This is a genomic window from Alcaligenes sp. GCM10023179 (assembly GCF_042653705.1).
In the GTDB taxonomy this organism is placed as follows: domain Bacteria; phylum Pseudomonadota; class Gammaproteobacteria; order Burkholderiales; family Burkholderiaceae_B; genus Alcaligenes; species Alcaligenes phenolicus.
Genome location: NZ_JBHSIQ010000003.1, coordinates 150,141 through 174,454, shown reverse-complemented (window position 1 = coordinate 174,454; position 24,314 = coordinate 150,141). Strand labels below are relative to the sequence as shown.

The following is a 24,314-nucleotide window of genomic DNA, read 5'->3' as shown; positions in this document are numbered from 1 at the left end:
CTGACCTCATCAACCGGCAGTTAACGCTCTCTGGTCCAACTCCATAGACCATAAGATTTGCTAGTGGCGTGGAATGCCTGCAAGGCATATTCCCTTCTGCCTCATCCCGGCGTTCAGCCCTCAGCCCGGAACCGACAAGACTTATTCCCGCCCGAGTCTCACCAGCTCATCGCCCCGCCTCCCTCTCAACCGCGTTTTTCCCTATGGAAAACGCCAAAACAGCTATGGCGCCGCATTAATTTCTGAATAAAGCCTTGAAAGCTGGAAATTCCCAACACCGAAATGAGAATGATTGCTATTATTCTGCCGTTGTTTCAAGCCTGATGCCCTCTTCCCCTCTCTGTCACCAAGAACTTGCTTACTGAAAAGCGAAGCTTGCGTGATGAGCGCAGCGTACAAGAATGGCGGACTCAATCCGTCACCCACCGTTGCCAAGCAAGCACGGCTTTTCTCGGTTTAATGATCATCAATCCAGCATCCGGAGACGGTGTTGTAGTAGGAGGCGCGTCAGCGTGAAAGAGTCATTTCGCCAATGTATGGCATGGCTGCATACCTGGGTCGGTCTGGTGGTGGGCTGGATCCTGTTTTTCGTCTTCGTCACTGGCACGGCTGGCTATGTGGACGATGAAATCACTCGCTGGATGGAGCCGGAGCGCCCCTTGCCCATGCAAGTCCTGCCCGAGCAATCCAGCCAGATGCTGGATCAGGCCCTGGCGCAGTTGCAAGCGCATGCCCCGGCAGAGTCCAAAGCCTGGACCATTACCCTGCCGCATCAAGCCCTGAACCCGCGTGCCACGCAAGGGCTATCCATCGCCTGGGAAGAAATGCCCCAGCCCGGTCAACGCGGCCGTCGCGGGGGTGAAGAACTGGACCCTGTCACCGGCCAGATTCAGCCGGAAGTGGAACCCCGCGCAACTGCTGGTGGCACCGGCCTGTACCGCATGCATTACGCCTTGCACTACCTCCCCTATCCGGTCGCTATCTGGCTGGTCGGTATCTGTACCATGCTGATGCTGCTGGCCGTGATTACGGGCGTGGTGACTCACAAGAAAATCTTCACCGACTTTTTCACCTTCAGGCCCGGCAAGGGGCAGCGTTCCTGGCTGGACGCGCACAATATCGTCAGCGTGATGTCCCTGCCCTTTTTCCTGATGATTACCTATACGGGCCTGATTTTTTTCATGTCCATCTACATGCCGACCGGACGAGAAGTCATGTACGGCGCGACAGAAGAAGGACGGCAGGCTTACTTCCAGGATATTCGTCAGCAAAAACGCGACTTCCTGCCCGTGAGCATGCCGCAGGCTCCCCTGGGCCAGATGATGCACAGCGCAGAACAAGCCTGGGGCAAGAACAGCATTGCCTCGGTGCAGATTACCCATCCGGCAGATAGCCAAGCCTATGTAGAACTGCGTCGCACCGGCGTCACGGGCGTGTACTGGACCCGTGCCGAGACCCTGCGCTTTAACGCCTCTGATGGCAGCCTCATGGAGCCGGAGGACAATAGCAATGTCACCGGAGACACTCACCGCGTATTGCTGGCCTTGCACGAAGGAGTGTTTGCCGAATGGTGGTTGCGCTGGCTGTACTTTATTTCAGGCTTGCTGGGCTGCGCCGTCATTGGGACAGGTCTGGTGCTGTGGACGGTAAAGCGTCGTACCCAGCATCAAAAACGCAAGGCCAAAGCCGCCCCGCTTAGCGCATCCGAGCGTTTTGATGCCGCTGGCCTGCGTTTAGTAGAAATCCTGAATGCCGGAACTCTGGCCGGTTTGCCCTTGGGGCTGGCGGCCTACTTCTGGGCCAACCGCCTTTTGCCTGTGAATATGGCCGACCGCGCCGCCTGGGAGTTTCATGCTCTGTTCCTGGTCTGGGGCTGGTCCTTCCTGTATGCCTCCTGGCGACCATTAAAACGCGCCTGGCTGGAACTGTTGTACCTGACAGCCGCCGCCTACGCCTTGATTCCTGTCCTGAACCTGCTGACGACCGACCGCCACCTGGGTGTCACCGTCATCCATGGTGACTGGGGCCTGGCAGGCTTTGACCTGACCATGTTTGGCCTGGCCGCTATCTTTGTCTATATCGCCATCAAAATGAAACGCAAATGGCACATTGCCAGCCTGCCTAAAAAAGCAGCCGCCCCAACCAGCTTGCAAACTGCGGGAGTGAACGGATGAGTGGACTGACTTCCCGCTACCGCCTGCAAGTGCTCTCGCGCATTGTGGCAGCCACTGTCGGCGGCTACGCCCTGGCAGCCGCTGCCACGGTGTTGCTGACTTTGCTCTGGCCTCTGCCCAAAGCCCAGGCCGTTCTGGCAGCGAATATGTTGAGCTTTGTCTGGTACACCATCGCCGTCATGTGGGTGTTCAGCACCAAAAGTGCCACTCGCGCTTGGGTGGGCATGGTTCTACCGACGGCTTTGATCGCCTTGCTGAGCGTTCTGTTGATGCCAGCAGGAGTGCTGCCATGATTAATACCAGTCTGTGGCTGAATCTGGCCGTTTTTATCATCAGCCTGGCGGGCTTTATCTGCCTGGCTTTGGCCAGTGATCGCCAGGGGGAATTCCTGCTGCATCGCACGCCCAGCGAGAAGGAAAGGCGGATCTTTCGTCTGCTCGGCTGGCCCTTGCTGGCTGTGGCTTTAGCTCTATGCTGGCAAGGCTGGGGCTGGAGCATAGGCACCGTTGCCTGGCTGGGTTGGCTGACCATGGCCGGTGCCGGGTTGACCTTTTACTTGCCCTGGTGGCCTTGGCAGGAAAAAAAACCTGTGCGGGCCAAACCTGCACCAGTTGCGAAGGCAGCGCCTAAAGCGGTTGGAGCGGACAACACTGCATCGACATCAAGTGACGCTGTAGCTGGGAAAAATGGAGTGGCGGCGGCAAATTCAAGCGCTGCTTCAACTAGCGCTGGGGCTACATGTACAGAGCCAACTCACGCTGGAACGGCACCAACAACATCACGATTTTCCACACGCAGCCTGGTTTTTGTCAGCGGCCTTTTGGCCATCCCTGCCGCCTTCATGATTTATCTGGCGCAACAAGGCCCCGAGCCTGTATTTGGCAACCATGCCCAGCAAGGCCAGATTGGCCCCTGGTCGTTTGCACTGGCTGAAACGGATGACAAAGCCCCCATCAGCGGGCCCACCGGCGCTCATCGCAAAGCATTTCAGATTCGCTTTTGCCAGGCCTGCGACCCACATATACGCCGCGCCTATCTGCAAGTGAGCAAGCCCGAGCCTATGCCTGCGCCCCGTCAAGCTTTCAGCAACACGCGCTGGACACGAGCGGTAGAAATCGTCATTCCGCCCAATAGCGAACTAGAACATCAACTATGGCTAACCGTGGAAGCCAAGAGTGGAGAGATCTACCATCAGGCTTTTGATTTCCACCAGGTATCCCCCATGACGGCGGCATTCATCCAGCAACAGCCGTAAGCGCGATCCGAATAGAAAGGGCCAAGATTGAACCGCCCCCCCCGAGTGTTGAACAACAATTCAAGCTTTGGTGGGCCACTCAAATTCCGGCCCTTTTTTATTCCTGGGCAACGCGGGTTCCTTGATGAAACACCATCTGCCAACGCCCCTGACTCTGCTTCCAGATGGAGCTACGCAAGGACTGCTGCGGCTTTTCATCACCTGATACCTCACACACATAAGTCGCCAGGACGACATCCGCTGACAGGATGGTCAGCTTGAAGTTGCTGAGGCGACGCTGCACAAAATCCTGTTCAGGCAGATCGCCTAGCACTTCTGCTCTACCCCACGCCGCGCCTCTGGCTCCGAACTCCACAAACTCGTCGGCCAGTAAAGCGCCAAGCGCCACCACGTCCTGACGAGTGGCACGCTCAAACAGGCGCTCTTCAAGAGACAGGATCAAGGATTCAAGGGAATGAGGCACGTGAATGTGGGGGACTTGGGAGTGATATTCAGCGTCAGAATCGTCAACACAATTCTTCATAAACCAGACAAAATCCTACACCTGACACAAGCCGCCACGCCACCGATATTTCTCACATTTACTATAAAAAAACACCACCCTAAACAAAGGAAAATTTTTGACAGTTGTTTTCCTTTCAAGCACTTAGCGCTTCCCGCTTATCGCTAGAATCCAGCCGTGTTAAATGACTAACAGGGCAATATCATGTCTTTATTAAAACGATGCACCGCAGAAACGCTGGGCACTTTCTGGCTGGTCTTTGGGGGCTGCGGAAGTGCGATCTTTGCCGCTGCCTACCCTGAACTGGGGATTGGTTTTGCCGGGGTAGCCCTGGCCTTTGGTCTGACTTTGCTGACCATGTGCTATGCCATCGGCAATATCTCTGGTTGTCACATCAACCCGGCTGTCACGCTGGGCCTGGTCGCTGGGGGACGCTTCCCCGCTCGTGATGCCATTCCCTACATCATTGCCCAGGTTCTCGGCGGTCTGTTGGCCGGCGGTGTTCTGTACCTGATCGCAAGCGGCAAAACCGGCTTTGATCCCGTGGCAGGTTTTGCCTCCAACGGCTTTGGCGAGCACTCGCCCGACAACTACAGCCGCAACGCAGCCCTGATCGCAGAAATTGTGCTGACCGCCTTCTTCCTGTTCATCATCATGGGCGCAACCCACAAGCGTGGTCACGCTGGCCTGGCAGGCGTAGCGATTGGTCTGGCACTGACTTTGATTCACCTGATCAGCATCCCTATCACCAACACTTCCGTGAACCCTGCGCGTTCTACTGGCGTGGCCTTCTTCCAGGGCACCTGGGCCATGGAGCAGCTGTGGTTGTTCTGGGTAGCTCCCTTGATTGGTGGGGTGATCGGCGCGCTGGTGTATCGCTTTCTGCACGCCAACGACGAGTAAGCTACGCTAACTCCTGCTGGCAGGACCCTTGAGCCGCATTGGCTTGAATCGAGCATATGGCCCGTTCAAGACAATGCGGCTCAACGCTATTTATGGAACCCTGTTATCACCCGGCAAAGCATCAGGCTTGCCGCCCTTTGTAGTAGGATTTACACCCTGCCCCGAGCAAATGGGCAGTACGCACTGCATCTGGCGATTCAACCCTGCCTCATACGCTTATCAACGCCCACAAAACCGGAGAACCCCATGAAAAAAGCATTGAATACCGGCCTGATCGCTTTAGGACTGAGCTTGATGGCAAGCGCCTCTTCCGTTCAGGCAGCCGACTGCGACAGCATGAGCAATCAAAATGCCATGAACCAGTGCTTTAGCAACGAGTACAAGAACTCGGACGCCGAACTGAACAAGCTCTACAAGGAAATCAGCCATCGTCTGAAAGATGATGCCGATACCCTCAAAGCCTTGCGCAACGCCCAACGGGCCTGGATCAGCTTCAGGGATGCAGAATGCGACTTTGCAGCGATCAACACCGAGGGCGGCAGCATTCACTCCATGCTGATCACCACATGCCGGAATGAATTGACCCAGGCCCGTATCAAGAACTTCAACACCTACCTGTCCTGCGAAGAAGGCGATATGAGCTGCCCGGTTCCACCGGCCATGTAATAACATGCCCGACACCAAACACCCATCCACGCGCGATTTGAACGACCTTTACTACTTTGTACAGGTCGTGGACCACGGAGGATTTGCACCGGCCGGACGGGCTTTGGGCATCCCGAAATCCAAGCTAAGCCGACGCATCACCTTTCTGGAAGAATCCCTGGGTGTGCGTCTGATTCAGCGCTCCAGCCGCCATTTCAGCGTCACGGAAATTGGCCAGATGTACTACCAGCGCTGTGTAGCCATGCTGGTGGAGGCCGACTCCGCTCAGGACATCATCGAGCGCCATCGCAGCGAGCCGCAAGGCTCAGTACGCATCAGCTGCCCCCTGGCTTTGCTGGACTACGGCGTCAATGAATTGCTGGCCCGCTATATGGCGGCCTATCCGCAGGTCAAGCTGGAAGTGGAAAGCACCAACCGCCGCGTGGACGTGATTCGCGAAGGCTTTGATGTGGCCTTGCGCGTCCGCTTCCCTCCTTTGGAAGACAGCGGTCTGGTGATGAAAGTCCTGGGCGAGAGTACACAGTATCTGGTTGCCAGCCCGGCCCTGATCGAACGCATGGGTGGGCTGCCCAAGCTGGACCAATTAGGGAACTGGCCCGCCTTGAGCGACGAGCATCTGCAGCGCAATCCCACCTGGCAACTGCAAACCGCAGAAAACACCCTGATGGAAGTGCCCTACCACCCCCGTCTGGTCTGCGACGACCGCATGACTTTGCTGCAATCAGCCTTGCAGGGAATTGGCGTCGTTCAGATGCCGGCCATGCTGATCGCTCCGTACATGCAGGACGGCAGACTGGTGGATGTGGCCCCCGGCTGGAACCCCCGCTCTGGCGTGGTACATGCCGTCTTTCCTTCACGCCGAGGCCTGGTGCCTGCGGTACGCGCTCTGCTGGATTTTCTGGGCCAGGAGTTCGTCACTATTTTGCATACGCCCGCCCCCTGAATCCCTGCTGCAAATTACCCAAAGCCAGCTTCCAAGCAGTCGTTCTAATTATGGAACGCTGATGGCCATATTCATATCTATTCAAGCCATCGTTGCACTTATATAGTCTCTTCATCACACTATTCATGATGGGGAGTACATCAACATGAACGCCAAAATGGCTGCGGCCACCGCCGCTATTCTCTGGGGCTTTACCTACATTCTGACCACAACCTGGTTGCCACCTAATCCCTTGTTCCTGGCTGCTGTCCGGGCTTTGGGAGGCGCCATCGTCCTGCTGGCATTGGTACGCAGCCTGCCGCCCCGTGCCTGGTGGGGGCGCCTGGCCGTGCTGGGCACCCTGAACACCGGCCTGTTCTTTGGTCTGTTCTTTATCGCTGCCACCCGTCTGCCCGGTGGCGTGGCCGCCATCTTCCAGGCGCTGACACCACTGGCCACCATCTTTATCGCCTGGGGCATTTTGCGTGCTCGCCCTGCCCTGACGCGGATTGGAGCCGTTCTCTTGGGTGCGCTGGGCGTGTCGCTGGTTGTCCTGTCCAGCAATGCCACTCTGGATCTGATCGGCATTGCCGCCGCTTTGGGCAGCATGTTGTCCATTGCGACGGGCGGGGTCTTGATGAACAAATGGGGTGCGCCACCTATCCCTTTGCTGGGTTTTACCGGCTGGCAGCTCTTGATTGCCGGTGTGGAACTGAGTGTGGTTGTGCTGCTGACGCAGGACATTCCAAGCCAGCTTATCCCTGTGCATTGGCTGGGCCTGTTTCTGCTGGCAACTGTACTGACGGCTGGTCCCTTCGCGCTATGGTTCAGTGCCATCAAGCAACTGGGCGCCGTCACCGTTGCCCCCTTCATGCTGCTGGTGCCTGTGACCGCTTTTATTCTGGACGCGCTGATCAAGGGCATCTGGCCCACCACGCTGCAACTGGTGGGAGTGGCACTGGTCATGGGTGGACTGGTCTTGAGCCAGCAAACACTGGCCGTCGCACGCTCCACGCTGGAAGCATCTGTCCACAAGCCCTGAACGCCCCACCCAAGGAGGAGGCATCATGAACCACGTCATACAAGAATTACTGCGTTCACGAGTGTATTTTGTACTGGCTACTCTGCTCCTGACCTACATTTTCTGGTGGAGCGGTGTGAATAAGGTTTGGGATTTCAGCGCTGCAAAAAAGGAAATGGCCCACTTCGGACTGGAGCCCCAGGCTTTATTCGCCGTGCTGACTATCACAGTTCAATTGCTGGGCAGCTGGCTGATTATCAGCGCGAGTCGCCTGGCCTGGTTGGGAGCGCTGATGCTGAGTGTCTTTACTTTGTCCACGATTCCCCTGGCGCATCGGTTTTGGGAAATGCAGGGCTTGGAAGCCTTTCTGGAACAAGCTCTGGTGCAGGACCATATCAGTGTGATCGGCGGACTGGCGGTGGCCGCCGCTTTGGCTCATGCTTACCGGCAGGTGCGCCGGTAAGCGCGATATCAAGCGTTCTTCTTGCAAAAACGGCAGACATGGTTTGATGTCTGCCGTTTTCCTTTACAGGGCCGGTTCGGGCTGATCAGGGTCGCGCTGTATATCAAAACCAGCGGCCCGCCAGGCTTCCAATCCGCCTTCCAAAGGGCGCACCCGACTATAGCCACTTTGCAGCAAGCGTTTGGACACCAAGGCTGCGGACACCTCATTGGGGCAATCGCAATACACAATAATTTCCCCGTCGGTAATCAAATTCAGCGTGGCCTCACCCAAAGCCAGACTGATCGCCCCCGGAATACGTCCTTGCGCCTGCATCAGGGTCGAACGCACATCCACAATCGTGGGGGGCGTGTCCGAGGACAGCATCTGATGCAACTCTTGCACGCTGACACGCTCCATGCACAAGGATTTCATGAAGCGATGGCGCTGCCACCACTTTCTGGCAATGAATACCGCCAAAGCCAGTGCCAACAGGATTCCACCCACCACTCCCAGACTGATCAGCACATTCAGCAGCTCATCCACCGCCGAGCTGAACAAGGAGCCCAGGAACACGGCAGAGCCGGCCCAGACCGTAGCCCCGATGATGTCGTAAAGCAGGAAGCTTCTTCTGGGCGTTCCCACCGTACCGGCCAACACACTGGCAATGGAAGCAAAGCCGGGTATGAACTTGGCCACCATCAAGGACGGTGCCCCCCAACGCATATAAATGGATTCGGTCTGCCGAATACAGGAGTCCGGCGACAGTGAAATTTTGCACAGCAAAGCCAGCAATTTGCCACCATAGCGTCGCCCAGCCAGGTACCAGCCGTAATCCGCAATCATCGCGCCCAGCACGGCAAAACCCAGCAAGCCCCACAGGCTGTAACCACTGGACTCGTGCAAGGCACCCGTTACCACCAACACCGGATAGGCCGGCACCGGCGCCCCTGCCTGCTCCACCAGGACATTGAAAAACACGATCAACAGACCGTGTTGCTCGATAAGTTGCAGAATCGATTCGACCATATTGCGAGGTACAAAAATTGCCAGACAGCCGATATTGTAGGCTGGTGTCGGCCGATTTCTGTTTCAACGCTAAAGCTTTACGGCATAGCTTCCATGCAAAAAACACGGTCCCTTTCAAGGGCATCTGGCCAGACTCGACGCCGCTACTTTCATCACGCCCCTGCACTATCCCCGAGGCTGGCTCTGCAGCCACAAAACCGCTCAACAAACAAGAACTATTCTCATTAAAAGCCTACAGGTTAACGCTAGTAGTCATCGCTTTTTACCTGTCTATACAATAGCGGCGTCAATAACGGTTCAGGTGAGAGTCTTCACTTTGATGAAGCGCCGACGGAGCAACGACCCCGGAATCTCTCAGGCAAAAGAATCCTGAACCTTTGACCATCTGGAGAGAGGCACACCCGTGCCCACCGAAGGGGACCATCGCGAACCGATGGATAAGCTCTCAGGTAAACGGACAGAGGGGGTACAGAGGCCATATGGCCTGTGTTCACCTATTCGTCCGGAGCCTATTTATGAGCAGATAGTCAGGCGCCTTTTCTGGCCGCCTGGCATACCACATCCCTATTCCCATTTTTAATCGCACACAGGTCTGTTTTGACATTTCATGTCGTCAGAACAAGGAGGACTGCTGTGCGCTCCTCAGCTTATTTAGATCGGCATCAAGAAAACCGTCCTTGAGGACGGGTTGTGCCCTTTGTTTTCTCGCAGCACAGTCATAATTACGCATTTGAACGAAAAAAAATTAGGAGAACAGTGTGTCTCAGCAACATTCATCTGGACTGCAGCGCTCGTTGAAAAACCGGCACCTGCAACTGATAGCAATTGGAGGCGCTATCGGTACAGGGCTATTTATGGGATCAGGCCGCACCATTAGCCTGGCCGGACCCTCGGTCTTGTTTACCTACATGATCATTGGGTTCTTTTTATTCTTTGTTATGCGGGCGATGGGGGAATTGCTCCTGCATAACCTGGAATACAAATCTTTTGTGGATTTCTCCGCCGATATTCTCGGGCCCACCATGGGTTACTTTCTGGGCTGGAGCTATTGGTTCTGCTGGGTGGTTATCGGTATTGCGGATATTGTCGCCATTACCGGCTATACCCAGTTCTGGTGGCCGGACATTCCGCTCTGGTTACCCGGCCTGGCGTGTATCGCCTTCTTGCTGATCTTTAACCTGCTGTCGGCCAAATTGTTTGGCGAGCTGGAGTTCTGGTTTGCCCTGGTCAAGATCATCGCCATTGTGGCCCTGATTGGTGTGGGTGCTTACCTGCTGTTCACCGGCTTTGTCGGCCCAACCGGCGAAAAAGCCAGCCTGACCCACTTGTGGGATCGCGGCGGCATGTTCCCCAATGGCCTGCATGGTTTCTTTGCGGCCTTCCAGATCGCCATCTTTGCCTTCGTAGGGATCGAGCTGGTGGGTACGGCCTCGGCTGAAACGGCTGACCCTGCCAAGAACCTGCCCAAAGCCATCAACAAGATTCCCGTTCGCGTGATTGTGTTCTACGTGCTGGCCCTGACCGCCATCATGACCGTCACCCCCTGGGACATTGTGGCGCCCAACAAGAGCCCGTTTGTAAACATGTTCTTGCTGATTGGCGTGGGTGCCGCAGCAGCCATTATCAACTTTGTAGTGCTGACCTCGGCCCTGTCGTCGGCCAATAGTGGCATGTTCTCGACCGGTCGCATGTTGTACGGTCTGTCCAAGAACAAGCTGGCTCCTGAAGCCTTCAGCCAGTTGTCGCGTAACGGCACTCCCCGCAATGGTCTGATCTATTCGTGCGCCCTCTTGCTGTCCAGCCTGTTCCTGCTTTATGCAGAAGGCGACGTCATGCGCGTGTTCACGATTGTGACAACGGTAGCCAGCATCTGCTTTATCTTTGTCTGGGCCGTGATTCTGATCACCTACCTGAAGTACCGTCGCATTCGTCCTGAGGCCCATGCTGCATCGAGCTACAAAATGCCCTTTGCGATTCCCATGTGCTACCTGACCCTGGCGTTCTTTGCCTTTGCGCTGTACTTGTTCAGCCAGGAAGAAGAAACTCTGATCGGTCTCATTGCGACGCCTTTCTGGTTCCTGGCCCTGTTCCTGTGCCTGCCTTTCTACAAGAAACGCATGAAGCAGAATCTGGCCCTGGGCCTGGCGGCGCAAAGCGTACGCTAAGTTGTGATGGGCACAACACGGTTCTACCAAGAACCGTGTTGCCGCAGTCGGGTCTGGCCTCGTTCTACAAAACCTGGCTGGCACACACTGGCAACACTCCAACTCGCTGTCCTTGGGCAGCAGAACTGGAGCGAGGCTGGAGCCCGATTGCAAAAAGCCACCCAAACGGGTGGCTTTTTTCATGCTCATTGTCGCCCCGAAAGTCTGGCTTTCACCTTCAGGCCCAGCACGATTTCCCAAGAAAATCACCCTTATTTACGCCTTATTACCCTTAATTATTAAACTCAAGTTTACGTAAGGGTAAACCCAAGTTGTGGCGCTTTAGAGCTTACTCATAGACTAAACCCGGTGTGTGGCCAATAAAAACGTACAAAAGGGACAAGCATGGTTTTGCGTCTAATCGACTCAATCAATGAATGGATAGGAAAGCTCATTTCCTTTATTGCCATCATTTTCTCCGCCATTATTATTTACGAAGTGTTCATGCGCTATGTGATGAATCAGCCCACTCGCTGGACTTTTGACGTCACCAAGCAGCTATACGGGTTCTACTTTCTGATGCTGGGTGCCTACGCACTTAAACACCAGGCCCATGTCCGGGTAGATTTGCTGATCAACCGCTTTTCCCCCACCGTTCGCAAATGGACCGAGATTGCGGGTTATCTGATTTTCTTCTTCCCTTTTGCCTGGGTATTTCTGACACGCAGCTACGACTTCGCCATGCGCTCGCTGGCGCAAGGCGAAACCACGTACGGCGCAGTACAGTTGCCCGTCTACCCCTTGAAGATGTCCATGGTCCTGGCCGCCGCGCTTTTGCTTCTCCAGGGCATTGCTGAAGTTATTCGTTTGTTGACCCAGAAGGAAGCCGCTCACCATGACGCCTGAACTGATTGCACTTGTCATGGGTGGCCTGCTCCTGCTTGGGCTATTCATGGGCCATCCCTTGGCCTTTGTTCTGGGCAGCACAGCCGTTATCGGTGCGCTGGTCGCGGGAAAACCCATGGTTCTGGGCATTGTCGTCAACCGCATTTACGGCGATGTTCTGGACAACTACACCCTGATCGCCATTCCTTTATTCATCCTGATGGCGCGCTTTCTGTCCGACTCGGAAGTGACTGACAAGATGTTCGAAGCCTTGCGCCTGCTCATGTCCCGCGTTCGTGGCGGGCTGGCACTGGCCGTGGTGTTCATCTCCATCCTTCTGGCGGCCACCACCGGCATTATTGGCGCCTCCATTACCGTTACCGGCATGATGGCCTTGCGCCCCATGCTGCGCTACGGCTACTGCCCCAAGCTGACCACCGGTGTTATTGCGGCCTCCGGCTGTCTGGGCATTCTGATTCCACCGTCCATCATGTTGATCCTGATGGCCAGCTACTCTCCCCTGTCCATCGGTGAATTGTTCGCCGGCGCATTGATACCGGGTGTCCTGCTGGGCCTGCTGTATGCCGTCTGGGTGGTGTTCGTAGCCTGGCGTCACCCGGAACGTGCCCCCTCGGTGGAGCCTGATGAAAAGATCTCCAAGCCCGCCCTGATCCGCATGCTGCTGGTGGAAGCCGTGCCTCCTATCTTTTTGATTCTGGGCATTCTGGGCTCCATGCTGGCTGGTATTGCAACGGCCACGGAAGCCTCGGCCATTGGGGTATTGCTGTCCCTGCTGATCGTTATTTTCCGAGGCAAATTCAAATGGTCCATTTTCCTGAATGCGCTTTACGAAACGGGCCGTACTTCCTCCATGATTTTATTTATCGTGGTGGGTGCCACCGCCTTTACCGGCGTCTTTAATATCACCGGTGGTCTGGGTGCCGCACAGGATCTGATGCGTGGCCTGGATATGGAACCCTGGCTACTTATCGTGGTGATGCTGCTGATTATTTTTGTGCTGGGCTGCTTTCTGGACTGGACCGGTATTGTCCTGCTTTCCTTCCCGATTCTGTTGCCCATTGTGCAAGAGATGGGCATCAGCCTGCTGTGGTTTGTGATTCTGGTCGCCGTTGTTTTGCAGACCTCTTTCCTGACCCCTCCCTTTGGTTATGCACTGTTTTATTTGCGGGCCATTACGCCCAAATCCGTCAAAACCATGGAGATCATTACCGGGGTCATTCCATTCATTGGCCTGATTATTTTGATGTGCATCTTGCTGGCCATTTTCCCTGGCCTGGCCACTTGGCTACCTACCGTCCTGTACGGAACTTAAATAAAACAAGGAGACACCATGAAGCTGACAAAGAAGGCACTCTTCGCCTTGACGGGTTTTGCCCTGCTGGGCATGACCAGCCTGAGCCAGGCGGCACAGAAATGGACCATGACCAGTACCTGGCCTGCTTCGATCGAGCTGGTCGAACTGGACAAGAAATGGGTAGAGCTGGCTAACAAGCTGGTCGGTGATGAGTTGAAGATCGAATTCTTTGAAGGCGGCGCACTGGTTCCAACCGGCGAGGTCTTCAGCGCGGTGGAGTCCGGCACCATACAAGCCGGAGCCGACTGGCCAGGCTATTGGGCAGGCCGCAACCCGGCTTTCTCCCCTTTAGGGACACACTCCAGCCTGTTCAACGCGGTTGATTACGCAAACTGGATCAAGGAATGGGGTGGCGCCGAGCTTTATAACGAGATCTACGGCAAGTACGGCATGGTGTACCTCCCCTACGCCATCACCAATAACGAATCCGGCTTCCATACCAATGTACCGATTCGCAATCTGGAAGAAATCAAGGGCAAGCGTCTGCGCCTCTCTGGCCTCGAACAAGGCAAGGTGCTTGAAAAAATTGGTGGTACGCAGGTGTCCATGGCTGGCCAGGAACTGTATCAATCGCTTGAGCGCGGCGTGATCGAGGGAGCCGAGTTCTCCACTCCGAACGTGGACGTTTCTGCCGGTCTCCATCAGGTCACCAAGCACTGGACAACGCCGGGTTGGCACCAGTCCGCTTCCGTGTTTGGCGTCATGATCAATAAAACCGCCTGGGATGCACTCAGTGATTCGGCCAAGGAAAAACTGCAAATTGCCGCCGACGCCACCATGATGTGGTCCATTGCTTTTACAGAGAAAAAAGCGACGGAAGGTCTGCGTACGTTTCAGAAAGCCGGCGTGGAAATCCACCGCATGGACGATGAAAGCCTGAAGACTATTCAGCAAGTCACCAACGAGGTGATGATTTCCATGGCCTGCAGCAACCCTGATGCGGCCAAGGTATACGCCAGCCAGATGGAGTATCTGCACGACTACAAGGACTGGCGCGAAACCTCCATGCCCTTCAATCTGGGACGTCCGATTGATGGCCCGGATCTGGAGAAAATCAAAGCCTGCCTGAAATAAAACGCCCTCCTCCAGTGAGCTTAAAAGCGATAGTGGTCCGCCACTATCGCTTTTTTATGCGCCCCGCAATCAAGTCTGAATCGCTTTGATCGCTACAGGACCTGCAGAAAGGCCAGCAAAGCCTGAAGTTCCTCATCGCTCAAGTTCAAGACCTGTATCCGTTCCGATTTACGCGGCACCAAAAGGCCGGTTTCTTTAGGGTCCGGCCCCATTGCCACGTCATACATACGCAACAAGCCATCCAGGCTGGGGAACAAACCGTTATGCATCCAGGGACCTGCCTTGGCCACATTGCGCAGGCTGGGTGTTCGGAACAGCCCCAGATCCGCAGGGTCTCGGGTCCATTCAAATCGTCCCAGATCCTGCAAGCGACGCCCATAAAAAGACAGACCGATATTGTGAAAACCGTTGTCTGTCAGCATGGGACCGTTATGGCAATTCATGCAGCGCGCCTTGGTACGAAACAAGTGCAGGCCGATCAGTTCCTGATCATTCAAGGCAGCCGTATTCCCGGCGATAAATTCATCAAAGCGCGTTGCTGCCGGGCGAATGGTAACGACATAGGCGGCCAAGGCACGGGCCAATCGCTCGGCGTCGATGGGATTGGATGAGGATGCGCCAAAGGCCTGTTGAAATGCCTGTCTATAGTCTTCCGAGTCCTGCAAACGTGGGATCAAGTCACTCAAGGCATGGTTCATTTCTACCGGGTTTTCTATGGGGCCGACAACTTGCTCCTGCAAGGTTCGCGCACGGCCATCCCAGAACAGAGCGTCAGCAAAAGGCGCAGCAAACAAGGGTGGAGTACGGCGTTTTCCCATCAAACCATCCTCCCCTACCGCTGATACCTTGCCATCGGTAAAGGACTTGTCGGGCTGATGACAGGACGCACAGGAGATCTGCTTTTTACGGGACAGCTGCTTGTCAAAAAACAATCGTGCCCCCAAGGAGACGATCTGCCTGTTCTTGGCATCCTCTGCCGCCTCGGACTGGGCGCTGGAGCCCGGCCCAGGCACAGGCCCCCATTCTTGCCAGGACTGCCCCGGATCAATGGTGGGCGCTGGCCATTGAGCGGGGACATTTTTATAGAGGGCGCGTAGACACCTGGCCTCAAGCATGTCCTTAGCTCCACAGGATTGCTCTGTTGTCTCCGACGCGGAAAGCCCCGTAGTGACCACAGGAGCAGAAGCTAAACCTGAGCCAAGCTTCTGGTCCGCTCCTGTCTCCACTCCCCCCGCCGCGCAGGCTGCCCCTGACAGCACGGTTGCCAGTGCCGCCATCAGCAAACTTGCGCCAGCTTGTCCCCCTTTTAATACCGATAGGAAGCGCGCAGCCACAGCTCTCGTCCTGTGCGATATAGGTTCGGGTTCAGCACCGAGGTTGGTGTCGAAACCACCACGGGTGCTTGCTTGTCCAGCACGTTCAGCACATCCAGCCCCAGGCCCAGACCTTTAAGCATGGCCGGTTCCCAATCCAGACGCATATCCCAGGTCCAATAAGAACCGACCCGACCGGACTCGTACTTCTCCAAGCCATCGCCCCGATTCAGACCCACATAGTGCACATCCATGCGGGCGCTGTTCCAATTGATCCGGTTGTTCATCTGCAAACCATAACGCGCCCACATGCCGGTTACGCCAGCGCTGACTCGCCAAGGCAGGTTGTAGTCCCCCACTGGACGATCACCACGGCGTATCAGGTCGCCGTTGTAATAGATGTTCTCCTCCTGTGCCTCGGCTTCACCGTCATAACCGTCGGCCAGCTTGTTATTACGCTTACTGTGCTGATAGGTCACATCCACACGCCCCGTCCACAAGCTCTCGCCCAAGGTCCAAGGGGCCGTGTTCATCAAACTCAAGGTAACGGCATCGGTTTTGGACTTGCCATTATTGGTGTAGGTGTAGCCTGTCTTCGCCAGCCCTTCGATAGAGACTTGTTGACGGCCATAGCGGCGCACATAGGCCAGTTCGGCTGCCACTTTGTTTGTCAGCTGTTGCTGCAAGCGCAAGGCCCACTCATCGTCATACGGGGTTTTCAGGCCATCCAGCTTGTAGGCCGTGTGCGAAGGACGGTCTACCGGATTGCCTCCCGTCACCAGCAAGGTATGCAGTTGGCTCTTGCGCTCGCGCATGGCAATTCCAAGAATATCCATGCCGTAATAGCGCGACCAGCCACCCGACAAACGGGTTTCACCCGTCCCCAGCACATCCCATTCCAGCAAGGTGCGCGGAGCCAGATTGATATTGCCAAAGTAATTGTCCTTATCCATGCGCAAGCCCGTTGTCAGGGCCAGACGCTGCCAGGACATGCGGTCCGATACATAAACGGACGCATTGGTATAGCTGACGCCCACCTCTCCAGCGCGGTAATAATTCAAGACCTGAACCTTGCTGGGCTGCCCATCGCTGTAATGGCGTTTCTGCCCCCCGTAGGCATCCCGATCTCGGACAAATTCTCCCTTGGTATGGGCCAGCTCAAAACCTACGTAGGGCGTATGTTCGATTGCCCCGGTCTGAAACGGCTTGAACTCCAGTCGGGTCTTCATGGTCAGATTGCGTTGCTCGGTAGACTCCTGCCCGAAACCACCGCTGATATAGGTGTAGTCGGGGCGGCCATTGGGCAGAAACACCGTATTGACCATATATTCCGTGCCGTCGGAATTACGGTAGCTGTTCATCTGGTCGTAACCCAGCTGCACCCGCCCCTGCCCCCAGCCAAAGTCATGGTTCAGGTCGAAACCCAGACCATAGGCTTTTTGTTGATGCTGCCACTGAACACGATTGGCCATCATGCCGGAATCGACCAGATCCTCGCGTCGATCCGCGTACTTGAAAGTCAGGGCGGAATCCGTGCTGGCACTCCAACGGGTATGGATTTTGGCGAACACATTATCGACACGGTCTTTAGAGTTGGTATTCACATCGGTGAACTCCTTTTCGTGCAGTACGCGCATGGTGCGATCAATGCTGGACTCACGCCGGGACACATTAATCAAAGCCGCAGTATTGTCCGTAATGCCCACATCCAGCATGGCGGATGAAAAACGCTTGGTCCAGGCAGGGGTGAAACCCGGCTCGCCCGCCCCGAACTTTTTCTTTTGCTCTTCAGGTACAGTCTGCGAGGTCAGCCCGGAGGAGTTGTAGCTGAAGTCCGCACGGAAGCTGTTATTGCCCTTGGGATCACGCACCTTGGCATCGACCACACCCCCAGTGAAGCGGCCGTATTCCACGGGAATGCTGCTATCGAGCACCGTCACGCTTTCCAGCATATTCGTGTCCAGGTTGTAGGCCTGGGAGTAGGCGGGCACATTGCCCACCTGCAAATTCAAATTGCGGCTGGCAGGATCAATCTGATTGGTGGAGCTGATGCCATCAATCTGGAACTGATTCTGGAACGGACTGGCGCCATAGAAGCTGATATCTTCCAGCGCCAGAGAACCACGGTTGGCACTGGTTTTTGCGGCCTCGTTCTGACGCACGGCCGGGTTATCGGCCAGAAGGCTGGACAGATCACGGTTACCTGCAGCACGTTGATCCAGTTCCTCGCGGGTATAGTTGCGTTCACCAACACGCTGGCCTTGTACACGAACCGGCTCCAGCACGGACAAGCCTTTGGCAACGGGAGCCGTCACAATCGTGTAGCGCTGATCGCCCTGGGCTCTGGCCGCCAGTCCCCAAGGGGCCAGTAAGGTATCCAAGGCCTGCTCAACCGTCAGTTCGCCTTGCAAGGCTACGGCTCGCTTTTCCCGAACCTGCCCCGGTGAAAACGCGATCTCCACCTGGGCCAGACGGCCAATTTGCAAAAGTGCATCAGCCAAAGGCTGAGAGGCCATATCCAGCACAATAGGCCCGGCAGCGTGTGCCGGCATGGGCTGCATCACGAACAAAACACTGGCCATCAAGAAAGCCAGTTGCCCCTGCTTGAAGCGCGAGCCTTGGGAAGAAGAAAGAGACTTGGTTGTCACGCCGGGGCGAGCTTGCCTGCGCAAGGCAAAAAGAGACGGCGTGTCCTGCAAAGCGCACTTCATGATTGAGCATCCTATGTAAACAACTACCCTCAGGACGCTGTGCTACCCCTCTCCCCTCACCCCTGATTGCCATCGTATTTTTTAATTGATAATAGTTATCATTAGTAAATAACTATAAGCCCTGGTAACTCCTTGATTTGCAAGCCTTGGCCCAGGGTCAGCAAGTTCAGGGCAGCGGCTGGGCGAACCGCTTGCACCACACCGGACACTCGCATTGAGCCCGTCTGCTCGCTGCCAATCCAGATCACTCGATGGGTGTATTCCCCCAACTGACGGGCAACTTCTTTCAAACTGACATCATCAAAGCTCAGCAAGCCGTTCACCCAGGCAGGCGCCGCTTCCGCATGCGTGGACGTTGCAGGCTGAGCCAACTGCGCCCGCAGTTGCCCGCCCGCTACCGTGGCACTGTCTCCCGGCTGCAAGATTACTGGCTGCGAGCTCTCGCAAGACTGGCACTGCACCTGCACGGTATGTTCGTATACCGCCACAGCGCTGATCTGATCTTTAAGGCTGACCTCGTAGCGCGTTCCCAAAGCCGTCGCTTGTGCCGGACCGGCCTGCACGGTGAACGGACCTGTCTGGGGCGAAGCAGGCACCACCTGGAAGAAGGCACGCCCCGACTCCACGCTGACTTGTCGTTGGCCATTTTCAAAATTCAGACGCACACGAGTCTGTGCGTCCAGAATCGCCACCGAACCATCAGGCAAACTCAACTGAGTGATCTCCACCCCGCTGCGGATCGAGCCTTGCAGCTCAAACATCTGCCAGGCGTAAAAAGACGCACCCATCAAGACACAGGCACTGGCCAGGGTTTTGACGCGTGACTTTCTCTTTTTACGGGCGATAGGCAACACCGAAACCTGATCCAGCCTCCGCCAACTGGCTGCCAAGGCATCGTAGGTTTGAGCATGCAACGGATCGGCTTCGTACCAGGCATCAAACTGAGCCAGGGCGTCCGGCTCCAGCTTGGTGCCTTCTTTGCGCACCACCCAGCGGGCGGCGTCTTCGTCTACACGGCTCCAGGCCGAATCTGACTGCGCGTTCATACTGCGGAATTAAAGACTTGGTGCGCCACCAACAAAATGCGCATCATGTGTTTCTCAATCGTGCTCTCGGACACTGACAACTTCTGGGCGATCTGCGCGTAGCTCATCTCTTCACAGCGATGCATCATGAAAATCCGCACACTGCGCTGGGACTGGGCCATCAAGGCTTGCTCCAGACGCTGCAAGGTTTCCTTGGCCAGCACTTCCTCATACGTATCCGGGGCATGGTGATGGGCGACACTCAAGGCGTAGCCATCGAAAGCAGCCTGCTCACGTGCTTGACGCCGATACCAGTCCGCCACAATATTGGCAGCCACTCTGAACACATAAGCCCGGTGGTTGTCTGCCGTGACCTGCTTGCCCTTCTCCAGCAAACGCAGCCAGGTGTCATGCGCGCAATCTTGCGCCAGTTCAGAGCAGTGAGTACGCCTGCGCAGATAGCGGATCAAATCCGGGTAATGGGTCAGGAACGCCGCCGTCAGCTTGGACATAGAGACAATCAGGTTAATATCTAATTAATAATCATTCTCATTATTATATACACGTCCAGCGCCTTGTTTGCTACTACCTGCCACCAATACGCTAGCTGATAGTTGCTGTCGCCTGGATGCCTTATTCTGTCTGCAGACATAAAAAAAGCGCAGCGTGTCTATACGCTGCGCCTGCAAAAAAAACAAGTTTGGGTACTTAGGCTTTCTTCAAATACATGGCCTTCAACAAGTAGCTGATGCCATCAATCTTGCAATCGACTTCGTGGTCGCCACGAACCAGACGTATGCCTTTGGCCTTGGCACCTTTCTTCAAGGTGCTGGAGCCTTTAACCTTCAAGTCGCGGATCAAAATCACATCGTCACCCGCGGCCAGCAAGTTACCGTTGCTGTCTTTAACGATCAGCTCATCGTCATCGGTATCTGATTCGGCAGCCGGGTCCGCGTCTTGCCATTCATAGCCGCAATCGGCACATACCCATTGCTCCGTGTCATGGTAGGTATTTTCCAAGGTGCACTGAGGACAGGGAAGCGGTGTGCTCATATTTTTTTCCTGTAAAAAGCTGGGTGCTGCTGCACCAGAAGTGCGGCCAGTTTAGCCCTTTGCATCAGGAAGACCAAAAACGCAAGATTCACATCAACCATGGCAATGGGCTTGCGGCCAAGCCGTACCTCATTCATAGCAACGTCAGCCCCCTTAAAAAGGGCAAACAAGCTGCGCATCAGGCTACAGAATTAACAATCTCTTCAAACACCAATCCCATACTGCCTCCACCGACTGTCTGACCGGGGCTGATCGCTTGCGTACCAGATAGAAATCCGCCCCCAAAGTTCCTGCTTGCGCCACCTGCACCAAACGCCCAGCGGCCAGATCTGTTGCTACAAAAGCCCTGCACGCCAAAGCCACACCTTGACCCGCCATGGCTGCATCCAATGCCAGCGTTGTCTGGTTGAACACCGGGCCCGGCAATCTGCCACTGCCTTTCAAAAACGTAGCCCAATGATCGTGAGCATCATGCAATAAAGGCAAAGCACGCAGTTGCTCAATCGACAATGGAAGCGTCATGTTCCCTATCAAACGAGGACTGGCCACGGCCACCAGATCCTGACGAAACAGCAGTTGGGCCTCCAAATCCGCCGCAAAAGGCGGGCGAGTCAGGCGCACGGCAATATCAACCTGATCGCGCTCAAAATCCGACAAGGCCTCGGTTGCCACGGTACGCAGCTCCACATCGGGCAAGACCGCTTGCAAATCCCCCAGGCGGGGAATCAGCAATTTGGCCGCCACCGTGGGCGTGACGCTGATCGTGACTGTATCGGGGCGCACCAACAAGCGCCCTGTTGCATCAGCCAAAGTGTCAAAAGCACGAGTCACCTCGGCCAAATAGGCCGCGCCCGCTAAAGTCAGCTGCAAACCACGCGGATGACGCTGAAACAGCGCCAGCCCCAGATGCTCTTCCAAAGCCCGGACTTGCTGGGCGACCGCACCTTGAGTCACGCCCAGCTCATCAGCAGCGGCACGGAAACTCAAACGACGGCCAGACACTTCAAAAGCACGCAAGGCATTGAGCGGAGGCAATGAACGGCGAGATTTCATCATTGTTCTGACAGTAGTTTTTCTACATCCTGGAAGGTTTATTTATCGCATGATTTTTCCATTTACAGCTGAAATAATAGTATTAATCTCAGCACACGGAGGCTCTCATGACTGTAGAAAAAGTAGCACTTATTAGCGCAGGCGGCTCGGGCATGGGCGCCGCTGCGGCGCGCAGGCTGGCTCAAGATGGTTATCGCGTCGCCATCCTGTCCTCGTCCGGCAAGGGCGAGGCACTGGCTAAAGAACTGGGCGGGGTGGGCCTGACTGGCTCGAATCAATCTAACGAAGATTTACAGCGCCTGGTTGACCTGGCCATGCAGCGCTGGGGGCGTATCGACGCCCTGGTCAGCTCCGCCGGACACGGTCCACGCGGCCCGGTTCTGGAGATCAGCGACGAAGACTGGCATAAGGGCATGGATGTCTACTTTCTGAATGCCGTGCGTCCAGCACGACTGGTAGCGCCCATCATGGCCGCGCAAGGTGGTGGGGCTATTGTGAATATTTCTACAGCCTGGGCGTTTGAGCCTGCGGAGATGTTCCCCACTTCGGCGGTATTCCGCGCCGGGCTGGCCAGCTTCACCAAGATTTTTGCGGACAGCTATGCAGCCAAGAATGTACGCATGAACAACGTGCTGCCTGGCTGGATTGATAGCCTGCCGGCGACCGAAGAACGTCGAGAAAGTGTGCCTATGGGACGTTATGGAAAAGCCGAGGAAATTGCCGCGACAATTGCGTTTTTGTTGTCGGATGGGGCTGGCTACATTACGGGACAGAACATCAAGGTGGATGGTGGGCTGACTCGGTCAGTGTGAACTGCCAAGAGCTGAGCAGACTGGCTGTATTCACACTAAGGCCGCTGTGCGCACACTAATCAAGGGCCTTATGGGATCCATGAGTTCAATCCAGCAGCTGAGGCATAAACCAGCAAAGCAGTAATCATGTCTTGACGCAATGCTACGGTGCCTGGAAGTCCAGGTCGGCTCGAACGGGAGCCGACCTACTCACACCGCACAACATCAACTCTGAACCTCTGCACCAAAAACTCCAGGCTAACAATCACAGCCCCAGCTGCTAACGCGCTTGCCCGTACCAAGGAACAAGCTTGGCCTGCAATCGACGCAAACCGATTTCAAGCGCAAACGCCACCAAGGCGATAAGCAGAATCCCCGCCATCACCACGTCAGTTGCCAGAAACTGCCCTGCTGATTGAACCATGAATCCCAAACCACGCGTGGCAGCAACCAGCTCCGAAGCCACAAGGGTTGACCACCCCACTCCCAAACCGATGCGCAAGCCCGTCAAAATATCAGGCAAGGCACTGGGGATAATGATGTAACGCAGCAACTGAGCACGCGTCGCCCCCAGAGATTGAGCCGCACGCAGTTTCACCGGATCCACATTACGCACTCCGCCAGCTGTCGCTATCGTGATCGGCGCAAAAATCGCCAGATAAATCAGCAGTACTTTTGATAGCTCACCAATCCCAAACCAGATCACGATCAGCGGCAAATACGCCAGCGGCGGAATCGGACGATAGAATTCAATCAAAGGATCCAGAATGCCTTGGGCAATGCGATTACGACCAATCGCGATACCCGTAGGAATCGCGAACAAGACAGCCGCAAACAATGCCAAGCTGATCCGCCACAAACTGGCCACCAAATGCTGCTGCACCGTGGCATCCATATAGCCCACAGTGAACAGACGAAAAACACGGCTCAGCACAGCCTGGGGTGATGGTAGAAACAGCGGGTCCACATAGCCCCACTCAGTAACGGCCCACCACAAGAACAGCACTCCACTCAGGGTAAGCAAACTGATCACGGCAATAGACGTTTGCCGAGGCTTAGTGGACGTTGATTGATGAGGCTTGGAATCGCTACCTACGCTTAAAGACGAAGCGCCCGACAAACCAGCAATATCGCGCGGTTGCAGAACCTCGCCAGCGACAGAGGATTTCATGAACAGTCTCCTAAACTCAGGATGAGGCGGTAACGGGATGCGCCGAGAACACATGCTCCAGCACACGCTCTCGCGCCGCAATGAACTCCGGCGAGGACTTCACCTGACGTACCGGCTGCCCATCGGTGTAACGCCGCCCAAAATCCAGCGTCAGACGCTCCACCACATGCCCAGGCGTACCGCCCAAAATAATCAGATCGGTAGCCAGAAACACAGCTTCCTCAATATCGTGAGTAATCAGAAAAACAGGCTTGGCGCTACGCTGCCAGACATTCAACAAAAGCGTCTGCGCCTGCTCTCGGGTAAAGGCATCCAGCGCCCCAAAAGGCTCATCCAGCAAGAGCACACGCGGGTCCGACGCCAAAGCACGTGCAATGTCTACCCGCTGCTTCTGACCTCCAGACAATTGCCAGATACGGCGCTGCTCCAAGCCCTCAAGCCCCACCAAGGCCAATTGATGACGAGCTACCGCCTGCCGCTGCTCCTTGGAGTCACCCCGCAGCGTCAAACCAAAAGCCACATTTTCCAGAACCGTCTGCCAAGGCAGCAAGGCATCGTCCTGGAACACCACACCGCGATCAGCCCCAGGGCCGCGCACAGGTTCGCCGTCAAGCGTAATCGTCCCAGCGCTGGGCAAGGTAAAGCCCGCGATCAGGTTCAACAAGGTAGTCTTGCCACTGCCCGAAGGCCCCAGCACCACCACCAACTGCCCCGGCCCCAATTGCAGCGACACATCTCGCAGCGCCAAATGATCGGCACCGGGATAACGTGCGCTGACGCGATTCAGTGTTAACTGCGCCATCAG

The 24,314-nt window shown here is 55.7% G+C and carries 24 protein-coding genes and 1 riboswitch; of the genes, 13 read left to right on the top strand and 11 right to left on the bottom strand.

The annotated features are described in order from the left end of the window. The first annotated feature begins 512 nt into the window (after positions 1–512). Genes ACFPDR_RS14710 through ACFPDR_RS14700 form a run of 3 tightly spaced genes read left to right on the top strand, consistent with a single transcriptional unit; the run spans position 513 to position 3,429 of the window. Positions 513–2,174 (top strand): PepSY-associated TM helix domain-containing protein, encoded by a 1,662-nt coding sequence (locus ACFPDR_RS14710; protein WP_230940672.1) that lies wholly within the window; start codon positions 513–515, stop codon positions 2,172–2,174. After that, positions 2,171–2,467 (top strand): DUF3649 domain-containing protein, encoded by a 297-nt coding sequence (locus ACFPDR_RS14705; RefSeq protein WP_060186954.1) that lies wholly within the window; start codon positions 2,171–2,173, stop codon positions 2,465–2,467. The genes ACFPDR_RS14710 and ACFPDR_RS14705 overlap by 4 nt, the downstream gene beginning before the upstream one ends. Next, the gene (locus ACFPDR_RS14700) at positions 2,464–3,429 is read left to right on the top strand and encodes a DUF3325 domain-containing protein (RefSeq protein ID WP_060186953.1); all 966 of its coding nucleotides are present in this window, start codon (positions 2,464–2,466) and stop codon (positions 3,427–3,429) included. The genes ACFPDR_RS14705 and ACFPDR_RS14700 overlap by 4 nt, the downstream gene beginning before the upstream one ends. 97 nt (positions 3,430–3,526) lie before the next feature. Here the strand turns inward: ACFPDR_RS14700 and ACFPDR_RS14695 are convergent, their stop codons facing one another. Continuing rightward, complete coding sequence (locus ACFPDR_RS14695; protein WP_081055480.1) at positions 3,527–3,952, bottom strand: DUF4440 domain-containing protein; 426 nt, start codon at positions 3,950–3,952, stop codon at positions 3,527–3,529. A gap of 183 nt (positions 3,953–4,135) precedes the next feature. On the opposite strand from ACFPDR_RS14695, the gene aqpZ reads away from it, so the two are divergent. The 5 genes from aqpZ (at position 4,136) to ACFPDR_RS14670 (ending at position 7,906) form a co-directional block, all read left to right on the top strand. Continuing rightward, on the top strand, positions 4,136–4,834 hold the full coding sequence (gene aqpZ / locus ACFPDR_RS14690) for an aquaporin Z (RefSeq protein ID WP_060186952.1): 699 nt from the start codon (positions 4,136–4,138) through the stop codon (positions 4,832–4,834). A gap of 246 nt (positions 4,835–5,080) precedes the next feature. Beyond that, entirely contained in the window at positions 5,081–5,500 is a 420-nt protein-coding gene (locus ACFPDR_RS14685; RefSeq protein ID WP_081055479.1) for a lysozyme inhibitor LprI family protein, read from the top strand. A gap of 4 nt (positions 5,501–5,504) precedes the next feature. Next, positions 5,505–6,443: a LysR substrate-binding domain-containing protein gene (locus ACFPDR_RS14680; RefSeq protein ID WP_035269174.1), complete on the top strand. Its 939-nt coding sequence runs from the start codon at positions 5,505–5,507 to the stop codon at positions 6,441–6,443. A gap of 145 nt (positions 6,444–6,588) precedes the next feature. Further along, positions 6,589–7,464: a DMT family transporter gene (locus ACFPDR_RS14675; RefSeq protein ID WP_080747965.1), complete on the top strand. Its 876-nt coding sequence runs from the start codon at positions 6,589–6,591 to the stop codon at positions 7,462–7,464. Positions 7,465–7,489: 25 nt separating this feature from the next. After that, positions 7,490–7,906: a DoxX family protein gene (locus ACFPDR_RS14670; RefSeq protein WP_060186949.1), complete on the top strand. Its 417-nt coding sequence runs from the start codon at positions 7,490–7,492 to the stop codon at positions 7,904–7,906. Between the two features lie 63 nt (positions 7,907–7,969). Here ACFPDR_RS14670 and ACFPDR_RS14665 read toward each other — a convergent pair whose 3' ends face one another. Beyond that, positions 7,970–8,914 (bottom strand): rhodanese-like domain-containing protein, encoded by a 945-nt coding sequence (locus tag ACFPDR_RS14665; RefSeq protein ID WP_376911336.1) that lies wholly within the window; start codon positions 8,912–8,914, stop codon positions 7,970–7,972. 290 nt (positions 8,915–9,204) lie between these two features. Continuing rightward, positions 9,205–9,294: riboswitch (glycine riboswitch) on the top strand. Between the two features lie 378 nt (positions 9,295–9,672). Here ACFPDR_RS14665 and ACFPDR_RS14660 point away from each other — a divergent pair. The 4 genes from ACFPDR_RS14660 (at position 9,673) to dctP (ending at position 14,392) form a co-directional block, all read left to right on the top strand. Further along, positions 9,673–11,079, top strand: coding sequence for an amino acid permease (locus ACFPDR_RS14660; protein ID WP_088452440.1), 1,407 nt, complete (start codon positions 9,673–9,675; stop codon positions 11,077–11,079). Between the two features lie 384 nt (positions 11,080–11,463). After that, the gene (locus ACFPDR_RS14655) at positions 11,464–11,964 is read left to right on the top strand and encodes a TRAP transporter small permease subunit (RefSeq protein WP_009458438.1); all 501 of its coding nucleotides are present in this window, start codon (positions 11,464–11,466) and stop codon (positions 11,962–11,964) included. Beyond that, positions 11,954–13,276, top strand: a complete 1,323-nt coding sequence (locus ACFPDR_RS14650) for a TRAP transporter large permease (protein WP_035269167.1) — start codon at positions 11,954–11,956, stop codon at positions 13,274–13,276. The genes ACFPDR_RS14655 and ACFPDR_RS14650 overlap by 11 nt, the downstream gene beginning before the upstream one ends. 18 nt (positions 13,277–13,294) lie before the next feature. Further along, a complete protein-coding gene (gene dctP / locus ACFPDR_RS14645) occupies positions 13,295–14,392 on the top strand; it encodes a TRAP transporter substrate-binding protein DctP (RefSeq protein WP_026484510.1) in 1,098 nt (365 codons plus the stop codon). 92 nt (positions 14,393–14,484) lie between these two features. On the opposite strand, the gene ACFPDR_RS14640 is transcribed toward dctP, so the two are convergent. The 7 genes from ACFPDR_RS14640 to ACFPDR_RS14610 form a co-directional block, all read right to left on the bottom strand. Beyond that, on the bottom strand, positions 14,485–15,507 hold the full coding sequence (locus tag ACFPDR_RS14640) for a cytochrome-c peroxidase (protein WP_376911333.1): 1,023 nt from the start codon (positions 15,505–15,507) through the stop codon (positions 14,485–14,487). A 191-nt stretch (positions 15,508–15,698) separates the two neighbouring features. Next, the gene (locus ACFPDR_RS14635) at positions 15,699–18,416 is read right to left on the bottom strand and encodes a secretin and TonB N-terminal domain-containing protein (RefSeq protein WP_376911331.1); all 2,718 of its coding nucleotides are present in this window, start codon (positions 18,414–18,416) and stop codon (positions 15,699–15,701) included. 101 nt (positions 18,417–18,517) lie between these two features. Further along, entirely contained in the window at positions 18,518–19,462 is a 945-nt protein-coding gene (locus ACFPDR_RS14630) for a FecR family protein (RefSeq protein ID WP_376911329.1), read from the bottom strand. Beyond that, positions 19,459–19,953: an RNA polymerase sigma factor gene (locus tag ACFPDR_RS14625; protein ID WP_371477420.1), complete on the bottom strand. Its 495-nt coding sequence runs from the start codon at positions 19,951–19,953 to the stop codon at positions 19,459–19,461. Before ACFPDR_RS14625 ends, ACFPDR_RS14630 begins: the two co-directional genes overlap by 4 nt. Positions 19,954–20,149: 196 nt before the next feature. Further along, positions 20,150–20,494: a zinc ribbon domain-containing protein YjdM gene (locus ACFPDR_RS14620; protein ID WP_009458410.1), complete on the bottom strand. Its 345-nt coding sequence runs from the start codon at positions 20,492–20,494 to the stop codon at positions 20,150–20,152. Further along, entirely contained in the window at positions 20,491–20,673 is a 183-nt protein-coding gene (locus ACFPDR_RS14615; protein ID WP_250756971.1) for a hypothetical protein, read from the bottom strand. Before ACFPDR_RS14615 ends, ACFPDR_RS14620 begins: the two co-directional genes overlap by 4 nt. Positions 20,674–20,677: 4 nt before the next feature. Then, positions 20,678–21,550 (bottom strand): LysR substrate-binding domain-containing protein, encoded by an 873-nt coding sequence (locus ACFPDR_RS14610; protein WP_376911326.1) that lies wholly within the window; start codon positions 21,548–21,550, stop codon positions 20,678–20,680. Positions 21,551–21,654: 104 nt separating this feature from the next. On the opposite strand from ACFPDR_RS14610, the gene ACFPDR_RS14605 reads away from it, so the two are divergent. After that, positions 21,655–22,359, top strand: a complete 705-nt coding sequence (locus ACFPDR_RS14605) for an SDR family oxidoreductase (RefSeq protein ID WP_060186934.1) — start codon at positions 21,655–21,657, stop codon at positions 22,357–22,359. Between the two features lie 259 nt (positions 22,360–22,618). Here the strand turns inward: ACFPDR_RS14605 and tauC are convergent, their stop codons facing one another. Both tauC and tauB read right to left on the bottom strand, forming a co-directional pair. Then, positions 22,619–23,509: a taurine ABC transporter permease TauC gene (tauC, locus tag ACFPDR_RS14600; RefSeq protein WP_081055476.1), complete on the bottom strand. Its 891-nt coding sequence runs from the start codon at positions 23,507–23,509 to the stop codon at positions 22,619–22,621. Positions 23,510–23,525: 16 nt separating this feature from the next. Then, a complete protein-coding gene (gene tauB / locus ACFPDR_RS14595; RefSeq protein ID WP_376911323.1) occupies positions 23,526–24,311 on the bottom strand; it encodes a taurine ABC transporter ATP-binding subunit in 786 nt (261 codons plus the stop codon). Between the last annotated feature and the right edge of the window lie 3 nt (positions 24,312–24,314).